The sequence below is a fragment of the Edaphobacter sp. genome (assembly GCF_035532915.1).
Taxonomy (GTDB): domain Bacteria; phylum Acidobacteriota; class Terriglobia; order Terriglobales; family Acidobacteriaceae; genus Edaphobacter.
Genome location: NZ_DATKQC010000312.1, coordinates 21,636 through 30,789, shown reverse-complemented (window position 1 = coordinate 30,789; position 9,154 = coordinate 21,636). Strand labels below are relative to the sequence as shown.

At 61.6% G+C, this 9,154-nt stretch carries 9 protein-coding genes; 2 read left to right on the top strand and 7 right to left on the bottom strand.

Annotated features, from left to right (window positions below; translation table 11 throughout):
* Positions 1 to 2,163: ABC transporter permease (locus tag VMU57_RS14850; RefSeq protein ID WP_325384762.1), on the bottom strand; the 2,163-nt coding region annotated here is incomplete at its 3' end.
* 460 nt (positions 2,164 to 2,623) lie between these two features.
* Between VMU57_RS14850 and VMU57_RS14845 the strand changes: the two genes are divergently transcribed.
* Positions 2,624 to 2,971, top strand: coding sequence for a helix-turn-helix domain-containing protein (locus VMU57_RS14845; RefSeq protein WP_414648658.1), 348 nt, complete (start codon positions 2,624 to 2,626; stop codon positions 2,969 to 2,971).
* Positions 2,972 to 3,172: 201 nt separating this feature from the next.
* On the opposite strand, the gene VMU57_RS14840 is transcribed toward VMU57_RS14845, so the two are convergent.
* The 6 genes from VMU57_RS14840 to VMU57_RS14815 all read right to left on the bottom strand — a co-directional run bounded on the left by VMU57_RS14840 (position 3,173) and on the right by VMU57_RS14815 (position 8,184).
* The gene (locus VMU57_RS14840) at positions 3,173 to 4,009 is read right to left on the bottom strand and encodes a rhomboid family intramembrane serine protease (protein ID WP_325384760.1); all 837 of its coding nucleotides are present in this window, start codon (positions 4,007 to 4,009) and stop codon (positions 3,173 to 3,175) included.
* Between the two features lie 167 nt (positions 4,010 to 4,176).
* On the bottom strand, positions 4,177 to 4,668 hold the full coding sequence (locus VMU57_RS14835; protein ID WP_325384758.1) for a hypothetical protein: 492 nt from the start codon (positions 4,666 to 4,668) through the stop codon (positions 4,177 to 4,179).
* A gap of 187 nt (positions 4,669 to 4,855) precedes the next feature.
* A complete protein-coding gene (locus tag VMU57_RS14830; protein ID WP_325384756.1) occupies positions 4,856 to 5,806 on the bottom strand; it encodes an MBL fold metallo-hydrolase in 951 nt (316 codons plus the stop codon).
* 121 nt (positions 5,807 to 5,927) lie between these two features.
* On the bottom strand, positions 5,928 to 6,380 hold the full coding sequence (locus VMU57_RS14825) for a MaoC family dehydratase (RefSeq protein ID WP_325384754.1): 453 nt from the start codon (positions 6,378 to 6,380) through the stop codon (positions 5,928 to 5,930).
* A 99-nt stretch (positions 6,381 to 6,479) separates the two neighbouring features.
* The gene (locus VMU57_RS14820) at positions 6,480 to 7,337 is read right to left on the bottom strand and encodes a 3-hydroxybutyryl-CoA dehydrogenase (RefSeq protein ID WP_325384752.1); all 858 of its coding nucleotides are present in this window, start codon (positions 7,335 to 7,337) and stop codon (positions 6,480 to 6,482) included.
* A gap of 37 nt (positions 7,338 to 7,374) precedes the next feature.
* Positions 7,375 to 8,184: a PP2C family serine/threonine-protein phosphatase gene (locus VMU57_RS14815; protein ID WP_325384750.1), complete on the bottom strand. Its 810-nt coding sequence runs from the start codon at positions 8,182 to 8,184 to the stop codon at positions 7,375 to 7,377.
* A gap of 92 nt (positions 8,185 to 8,276) precedes the next feature.
* Here VMU57_RS14815 and VMU57_RS14810 point away from each other — a divergent pair, with 92 nt between their 5' ends.
* Positions 8,277 to 9,149: a site-specific DNA-methyltransferase gene (locus VMU57_RS14810; protein ID WP_325384748.1), complete on the top strand. Its 873-nt coding sequence runs from the start codon at positions 8,277 to 8,279 to the stop codon at positions 9,147 to 9,149.
* Positions 9,150 to 9,154: the final 5 nt, after the last annotated feature.

Below are 9,154 nucleotides of genomic sequence, written 5' to 3'. Positions count from 1 at the left end.
GGCGCCCATGGCCATGCGAATGCCAATCTCGGCCGAGCGCTGTGAGGTGGTGAAGCTAAGCAGGCCGTAGATTCCGATGGCGGCCAGCAGCAATGCCAGTCCACCAAAGAGCGAGAGCAGCCACACCAGCAACTGCCGCGCTCCCAGCGACCGCCCGACCAGGCTGCTGAGCGTGCGCACGTTGAAGACGGCCTCGGTCGCGTCTACCGACCCGACCGCGTGGACCAGCGAGTTTTGGAGTGCCTGTGGGTCGCCTTTGGTGCGCACGACAAAGCTGGCCATCGGCGTCGGTACCTGATTGAACGGCATATAGATTAAGCCCTTGTTCTCATCCACCTCGAGCGAATCGCGGTGGACATGGCCGACCACGCCGACAACCTGCTTCCATATATTATCCGTTCGATTCCGCAGGAAGTGTCCAATGGGGTTCTGTCCGGGCCAGTATGTCCTGGCCAACACATCGTCGATGACCACGACGGGCATGGTCTCGGCGCGATCGCCGTCTGTAAACCAGCGGCCCTGCATCAAGGGGATTTGCAACGAGGCGAGATATCCGGGGGTCGCCGCCACCATGTCGGCGTGAGGCCCCGGCTGCCCGTCGGGTATCGGTTTGTCCTGAATGTTGAAGCTGCCCGACCAGCAGCACAATCCAGTGAAGGGCGCGAACGACGAGGCACCGGCGGCGGTCACGCCGGGCTGCTGCTGGAGGCGCGAGACGACGTCGCTGACGAAGGCCGACTGCTTTACCTTGTTGTCGCGATATTGCGTACTGGTGAGGGCCACCGAGCCGGTCAAAACTCCCTGGGAGCGAAAGCCGGGATCGACCTGCTGCAGATGCCGCAGGCTGACGAGGAACATGCCGGTGCCGGTGAGAAGGATGAATGCGAGGGCGATCTCGGTGCTGACCAGGATAGTGCGCAGCCGCTGCCGCGAGGCGCTGCTGGTGACGCTTCTGCCGAACTCGCCGATGCGCTGCATCCGCGCAACTTGAATCGCAGGAATGATGCCGGCGAGAAGCGCGGCCAGCAGGCTGAAGCCGATGGTCACAGCCACCAGCCGAGGATTGCTTTGGACGACGAAGCCGTCGGCCAGATGGCTGGGGATTGCGAGCAGAAGAAGCCTGCCGATCAGCGGCCCGGTCAATACAGCGAGGATCGCCGCGCCGACTGCCAGCAACAGCGTTTCGACCAGAAACTGCGAGGTGATCTGGAACATGGATGCGCCCAGCGCGGTACGGATGGCAAGCTCGCGCATCCTTCCCGCGGTGCGGGCGAGCAGCAGCCCAGCGACGTTGGCGCAGGCGATAAGAAGGATGGCCGCCACCACGATGAACAAGGCGAACAGCGGCTTGCGCAGATCGCCTGCGGCATCTTGGGTCCAGGGTTGGGCGAACATGCCCCAGCCGCCACTCTCTGCAATTCCGTGGCCTCCCTCACGTCGTACCTCCTCCATACGCTTCTGCGCCAGCGCGGCGTTGAATTGTGCCACACTGACACCGGGCTTCAGGCGAACCGGGCTGTCGTAACTCTCGTTGAAGCGATTGCTGGGCGCATAGGCGTCGGGCGCGAGGCCGAGCGGGACCCAGACATCGCGGCTGCGTGGCCAGTCGAAGTCGCTGCGCATGACACCGATGACGCGGTAGGTCTCGCCGTCCATCACCATGGACTTGCCGATGGCGTCGGACTGGCCGCCGAAGAGCCGCTGCCACGCTGAGTAGCTGAGGACGGCGACGTAGTTCGCGCCCTTCTGGTCTTCTTCCGGTGAAAACGTACGCCCGAGGATGGGCTGCGCGCCGAAGACACGGAACCAGTCGCGGGTGACGGTGGCTGCCTGGATGTGCTCGCTTCCGCTGCTGGTGGAGGTGTTGAAGCTCGTGCTCTGACCGATGGCTGCCGCGTCCACGATGGTGGTCAGCGACTGGGCGTCCTTGAAGTCGGGGACGGAGACACCGATGCTGGGCATGTTCAACTGCGTGTAGCGGGCATGGAGGGAGACGACGCGCTCGGGCTGGGAGATACCCGCCGGATGCAGCAGGACCGCCTGCACCACGCTGAAGATCGCCGTATTCGCGCCTACTCCGAGGGCGAGTGTCAGCACAGCCACCACTGTAAACGTGGGAGCGTTTCTCAATTGGCGCAACCCGTAACGAATGTTCCCCAGCATTGATTGCATCCTTACTTCCCTCCTCAGCGCGATCACAACATTAGATACGCAATAGAGAGCACGTTGGGTGCCTAAGCTGATGGCTGGTATCTCCTTTTATTGCAATGCTGTTTCATCGAACGGGCGGGTTGGCCTGTCCGGCTTTGAACATCTCTGGCCGGATTTGGACAGGAGCAGTCGTTTCGGAGGATCGGCCAGCTGAGGGTGGGTTTACTGAAGGGATAATAGTTGGATGGCTAATATTTCCTCTGGTTCAAAGAGGCGCTGGGGTTCAAGTAGAAGTTAAGGTTTGGCAGGGTAAATCTCTGTGGATGAACCTGGGCAGGTACGAGAATCTCGTTGAAAGCAAAGATAGGCATTGACCTATGAGTTGCAGATGTTTACTTTGTGGCTAATGGCTGACATGCAAACTATCTCGAGCGACATGGAGAGTGGGTCCGCGCCGGACCTCTCAATTTCGATGAACATCGGTACGACGATCCGGGGCTACCGTTTGCAGAAGGGTATGTCTCAGGGCGATATCGAAAAGCGGACCGGGCTGTTGCGGTGTTACCTGTCGCGGGTAGAGAACGGACATACGGTGCCGTCGCTGGAGACGCTGCAGAAGATTGCTCGCGCGCTCGATTTGCAGCTCTCGGAGTTTTTTGCCGAGGAGGTTATCGGGCGGGAGATGTCGTCGCTGAACCTGGGCGAGGACGAGATACGGTTCCTGACCCAGGTGCAGCGCTATTCAGCCCATTTGAGCGAGAGCGACCGAAGATTGCTGCTGGCCATGGTGAGGAAGTTTGCGCAGACGACTTTGAGCTAGAGACTAGAAGATTTAAATTGGCTGGCAGCGGATCTTTTGATTTCGCTGCCTTTTTTGCGGTGTGGGTCTGTCTTCTGAAGCGGTTCTTTTCCAGATGTAATTTAGTGATTCGAGCAAAACGCAGATTCCCTTCGGGAATGACAAACCCAGGAAGCTACCGCGGAGAGGAAGAGCTATAGCCCTTTGTCCCTAAGCGTTGCCTTACCTGAGGTTGGCGATCCAGTATCCGAAGAGGGCGAGGCAGAAAGCGGCTCCGGCGAAGGTGAACTTCTGCCGCTGGAGGTAGCGGGTGCGGCCTGAGGTCATACGCGCAAGCAGAGGAACGCCGAGGGCAAGGCCGGAGAGGAAGCCGCCGAGGTGGGCGAAGTTATCGATGCGGACGACCGGGACGAAGAGGGTGGCTCCGCCGATGAGCAGGTTGATGGCTGCGAACCAGATGACCGACTTGCGCAGGCGCTTGAGCTCGGACGAGGGGATGGGGAGCTTTTTGTTGCTGAGCAGGACGATCAGGATTCCAGCGATGCCGAAGACGGCGCCCGAGGCACCGGCGCCGACGGAGATGTAGTCGCGAGTCAGGACATTCACGCTTAGACTGAGCAGATTGCCTGCGATGCCGGTGAGAAAGTAGACGGCGACCAGACCGAAGGGGCCGAGCAGAGGCTCGCCGAGGAGGCCGAGGTTCCAGAGGCACCACATGTTGGTGGCGATGTGGAGCAGGCCGACGTGGACAAAGGTGGCGGTGATGAGGCGGTACCACTGACCATGAAGGATAAGGAAGGGCTGGGCGGCTCCGAAGTGGATGAGGTCGCGGACAGTGGGCTCGCTGGGAGAGACGCCGCGCAGAACCATCCAGGCGTAGACGGCGCAGTTGATGCCGAGCAGGAGATAGGTGCCGGGGGTGACGAGAATGTTCCAGCCGCGCTCGCGCGAGTTGGGGCGGGAACGCTCACGCTCGTAGTCGGGGATGGGTGCGCGATCGGGCGGGCCGCCGTACGAGGGAGGGAGGAGTTCGCCTTCTGGTTGATGGGTCGATGGCATGAGTTGTCTGTTCTACGCTATCGCGGCGAGGGGCGGATTACAAATCGTTGAGGCTTAACGCCGATTTGTACTGATAACACCAACTTGGGAACAGGCAACCGCAGGTTCTTCGACTCGCGCTTTGCATTCGCTCCGAATGACAGTTTTGGGAGAGTGAGGCTTAGGTTCTAGGCCGCGTTCTTGTGGAAGCGCTCGCGGATGTCGGCGGGGATGTGCTTTTGCACCATGTCGCCGAGGAAACCGGGCAGCGGGGTAGCGATGGCGACCAGGATCCAGATGAGGGTGGAGAAGACCATGCCGGCCACGGCGACCGCTTCGAGCGAGATGGCGACCGCGTGGGTCTGGGTGACGCGAACGTGCAGCGAGAAGATGTGGGTGATCAGTTCGACCCGGTGGATGACGACGGCGGCGAGAAGAAAAGCCAGGATCGAAAGCGTGCTGACGGCGATGAGAAGGACGTCGATGGAGCGGGCGATCGTCTGCCGGCGACGGCAGTGGGCGCACTCGACGAAGTGCAGCTCGTAGTCGGTGCGCATGGTGGGGGAGAGGGCAGAGATGTCGTAGCGCCAGCCAGAGAGAATGTTCCCTACGACCTGATCGGTGCAGGAAGATGAGTGTTCACGGCGATTGCTGGGGAGTTCTATAGCGGATTTTTCCATTTTTTTACTGCCTTCATTCTAACTTGTTAGACCACGAAAGGTATTTAGAAAGATTTATTGAGGGGTAATGGATTTGAGACTATTTCCAGGAGAAGAAAAGGCAAAAACGGCTATAGGACTATGACTTAGACTGCGCGCTGACAGAAGAGACCTTATTTCCCTGCAATCAAAAGATCAATGACTTCGCTCATAGGGTGATGGGCTCGAGCGGTGCCGACTGCATCGCGAGAACCACACGGTTGCCGAGCAGCTTGGGATGGTTGGCGAGGGCCTGTTCGGCGGCGATGCGGGCCAGTTCCGGGGCGTTGTTGGACTCGGAGAGGTGCCCAAGGACAATATAGGACGCGTTGCCATCGTAGTCGGTGGAGAGAAACTCCGCCGTTGCGTGGTTGGAGAGGTGGCCGACGCGGGAGAGGACGCGCTGCTTGACCGACCAGGGGTACGGGCCGTCGCGGAGCATCTCGAGGTCGTGGTTGGACTCGAGCAGGAGGGCGTCGATGCGCTTGAGCGCGGCCTTGACGTTGGGGGGCATGTAGCCGAGGTCGGTCGCGACGGCCATGCGGATGCCTTCGGCGGCGAAGACGAAGCCGCAGGGGTCGGCGGCGTCGTGGGGGATAGTGAAGGGTGTGATGTCGAGGTCGCCGATCGAGAAGCTGGTGCCGGAGTGGAAGTACTCGACTGCGGGGAGGTGGGCAGGGTTGGATTTGGCCGCAGGCGCCGGTTCGCAGAGGTCGGCGGGGGCTTGATCGGAAGATGCTTCGGCGGCAATGTTCAGATTGCCTTGGGCTACGGCTGCGGCACGGGCCTCCTTTTCCTGCTGCACGTGATCGAGCCACTTGGTGTAGGTCATGGTGGTGCGCGGTGTGACCATGCGGACCCAGGCGCGGTGGGTCGGCTCGGTGAGGTAGACGGGGATGTTGAGGCGGCGGGCGAGGACGGCGAGACCAGCGACGTGGTCGATGTGCTCGTGGGTGATGAGGATGGCGTCAAGGGTGGTGGGGTCTTCTCCGGCAAGGGCCATGCGCTTGAGGAGCTCGCGGCAGGAGAGCCCGGCATCGACCAGGACGCGGGTGCGGGAACTGGAGATGACGGTGCTGTTGCCTTTGGAGCCGGAGGCGAGCACTGTCATACGCATCATCTGTCTACGATACGCCTGTTGCTTGTGGGTTTTCGAAGTGAGGTGACGGGGATGGTTCGGGGGTATGGGAAGAACCCACGTCCCAGAAGCGGGACGTGGGGCACCCAAATTCCTGCCGATGCTATTCTTCGCGCAGAGGGGCGAGGAAGTTGACGGTGCTGCGGAGGACGACCTCGTTGTTCTGGTTGAAGGCCAGGGTGCGGGTGCGGACGACGCCGTAGTTTTTGCGCGAGTTCGACTGGCGGACGCCGATGACCTCGATCTCGGTGTGGATAGTGTCGCCGGGACGGACGGGCAGCGTCCAGCGCATCTCTTCGACGCCCGCGCCGATCATGCCTCCGGCTACGGTGATGTTCTGCACGCGCAGGCGCATGACGATGGCGGCGGTGAGCCAGCCGGAGGCGGCGAGGCCCTTGAAGAAGGAGCCCTCCCCGGCAGCCTCGTCGAGGTGGAAGGGCTGGGGGTCGTACTTCTGGCCGAACTCTTTGATCTCTTCTGCGGTTACCTTGGCTCCGCCGATGGAGTGGAATTTCTGACCGACGTAGAAGTCTTCGAAGTAAAGCTCTTGCGGCATGTGTTCTCCCTGCTGTCTGTTCGCTGCTGGCTACGAGTTTACGGGATGAGCGCAGAGGCTGGCTATGAGGAAGGCATGAGGGCGTTCTATTACCGAATTTTATTTGGGATAGGTATAGAAGCCACGGCCGGATTTGCGGCCCAGCCAGCCCGCGTCGACCATGCGGATGAGGAGAGGGCAGGGGCGGTACTTGGGGTCGCCCAACGCTTCGTGCAGGACGCGCATGATGTCGAGGCAGACGTCGAGGCCGATGAAGTCGGCCAGCGTGAGCGGCCCCATCGGGTGCGCCATGCCCAGGACGAAGACCTGATCGACGGCGGTAGGCGTGGCTACGCCTTCCATCACGGTGAAGATGGCCTCGTTGATGAGCGGCATAAGGACGCGGTTGGAGACGAAGCCTGCGGCGTCGTTGACCTCGATGGGGGTTTTGCCGAGGGCTTCGGCGAGCGACTTCACGGTGTCGAAGGTCGGCTGCGAGGTCTGGAGGCCGCGGATGACCTCGACCAGAGGCATCACCGGGACGGGGTTGAAGAAGTGCATGCCGATGACCTGCGCGGGGCGGCTGGTCTGCGCAGCCAGCTTGGTGATGGAGATGGAGCTGGTATTCGAGGCGAGGATGGCTTCGGCGGGGAGGATGCGGTCGAGGTCGCGGAAGAGGGCGGACTTGATCTCGAATTTTTCTGTGGCGGCCTCGATGGCGAGGGTGCAGGCGCTGAGGGCTTCGCGGTCGGTGGTGAGGGTAATGCGGGAGAGGGCTTCGGCTGCCTGCTGCCGGGTCAGCTTTTGTTTGCTGACCTCGCGGGCGAGGTTTTTTTCGATGGTGGCCAGGCCGCGGTCGAGGAAGGATTGCTGGAGGTCGCAGAGCAGGACGCTGAAGCCGGAGCGAGCGCAGACGTGGGCGATGCCGTTGCCCATGGTTCCTGCGCCGAGGACTGCGATGGTTTGGATTAGCCGCATAGTCACTTCTTATCTGACGCTGAAGTGTAGCAGTTGGCTAAGTGAGAGCAGCCAGCAGGACGGTGGTGTTGTCGTGGCCGCCGTTGCGGTTGGCGGCGGTGATGAGGTCTTCGCAGGCCTGGCTGAGCGCGGCCTGGGTGAGAGGAGCCGGAATGGCGGCGAGGATGGCCGCGATTTCGCTGTCCGTCACGTCGTGGGTCAGGCCGTCGGAGGCGAGCAGATAAAGATCGCGAGGCTGGAGATGGTGCCGTTGGATCTCCGGCTCGACGCTGGGGCGGGAGCCGATGGCTCGGGTGATGAGGTTGCGCATGGGCGAGATCGCCGCCTGCGCGGGGGTGATCTGCCCGGCGCGAAGCTGCTCTTCGACGAGGGAGTGGTCGTGGGTGAGCTGTTGCAGGTGGCCGTAGCGGAAGCGGTAGCAGCGACTGTCGCCGACATGGGCGAGCCAGACGGAGGCGGCCGTCTCCGGCACGGGAGCGAGCAGCGCGACCAGCGTGGTACCCATGCCGGAGAACTTTGAGGATTGGCGGGAGTGCTGGTAGACGACCTGGTTGGCGGCAAGGATGGCCCCGCAGAGACGCGCCGGCGGGCTGTCGTGATCGCCATTGCCATTGCCATTGCTACTGCCATTGCCATTCCCGTTGCTATTGTCGCGTGACGAACGGAGATGGCTCAGGAAGGTCTCTGCGGCCAGACGGCTGGCTACCTCTCCGGCGGCTGCTCCGCCCATGCCGTCGCAGACGACGAAGGCCCCTGCCTCGGCGCAGACGGCGCAGGTGTCCTCGTTGCCGCGGCGGACAAGGCCCCGGTGAGACAACATCGCGTGGATGAGTTGATTTGCCGACACAGGTTGAAGTGAATATCTTTTGCACAAAAAGATACACGGTCGAGCGAAGAAGGCAAAGGCTGAGTTAATTTAGGGGCTGAGGCAAGTAACGGATGAACCGGATCGTGCAGGGTGACAATCTCGAAGTTTTGCGCCGGATGAAGGCGGGCTCGGTGCCGTTGATCTACATCGATCCCCCCTTTAATACAGGGAAACGGCAGGCCCGGACGCAGATGAAGACGGTGCGGGATGCGACTGGGGACCGTGTGGGCTTTGGCGGGAGGCGGTACCGGACCGAGGTGCTGAAGGTGCAGGCCGGGGGGGCGGGGTACAGCGACCAGTTCGACGATTTTCTGGGATTTCTGCGGCCCCGGCTGGAGCAGGCCTATCGTGTACTGTCGGCGACGGGGTCGCTCTTCTTCCATATCGACTACCGCGAGGTTCATTACTGCAAGGTGATGCTGGACGAGATCTTCGGGCGGCAGTCCTTTCAGAACGAGATCATCTGGGCGTATGACTATGGGGCGCGGGCGAAGAAGCGTTGGCCCGCCAAGCACGACAATATCCTCTGGTACACGAAGGACCCCGAACGGTACACGTTCAATCTGGAGGAGTGCGACCGGATTCCGTATATGGCCCCCGGCCTGGTGGGCGCGAAGAAGGCCGCACGGGGGAAGACGCCTACCGACGTCTGGTGGCACACCATCGTTTCGCCGACCGGCAAGGAGAAGACCGGCTACGCGACCCAGAAGCCGCTGGGAGTGATGGAGCGGATCGTGAAGGTGCACTCGAATCCGGGAGACAAGGTGCTGGACTTTTTTGCCGGGAGCGGGACTACTGGCGAGGCCGCTGCGAAGCATGGGCGCGAGTTCGTGATGGTGGACGAGAGCGACGATGCGGTGGCTGTGATGAAAAAACGGCTGGCGAAGTATCTTTCACGGAGAACTGGTGCGGAGGCTGGCGTCAAGCGCTCCGCGAAAGATTGAGCTTC

What these genes read in the sequence shown, in the direction of transcription:
- VMU57_RS14840 (WP_325384760.1), bottom strand. Translation starts at nt 4,009, where the DNA reads ATGCCATCGACCCATCAACCAGAAGGCGAACTCCTCCCTCCCTCGTAC.
- VMU57_RS14825 (WP_325384754.1), bottom strand. Translation starts at nt 6,380, where the DNA reads ATGCCGCAAGAGCTTTACTTCGAAGACTTCTACGTCGGTCAGAAATTC.
- VMU57_RS14820 (WP_325384752.1), bottom strand. Translation starts at nt 7,337, where the DNA reads ATGCGGCTAATCCAAACCATCGCAGTCCTCGGCGCAGGAACCATGGGC.
- VMU57_RS14830 (WP_325384756.1), bottom strand. Translation starts at nt 5,806, where the DNA reads ATGATGCGTATGACAGTGCTCGCCTCCGGCTCCAAAGGCAACAGCACC.
- VMU57_RS14845 (WP_414648658.1), top strand. Translation starts at nt 2,624, where the DNA reads ATGAACATCGGTACGACGATCCGGGGCTACCGTTTGCAGAAGGGTATG.
- VMU57_RS14810 (WP_325384748.1), top strand. Translation starts at nt 8,277, where the DNA reads ATGAACCGGATCGTGCAGGGTGACAATCTCGAAGTTTTGCGCCGGATG.
- VMU57_RS14835 (WP_325384758.1), bottom strand. Translation starts at nt 4,668, where the DNA reads ATGGAAAAATCCGCTATAGAACTCCCCAGCAATCGCCGTGAACACTCA.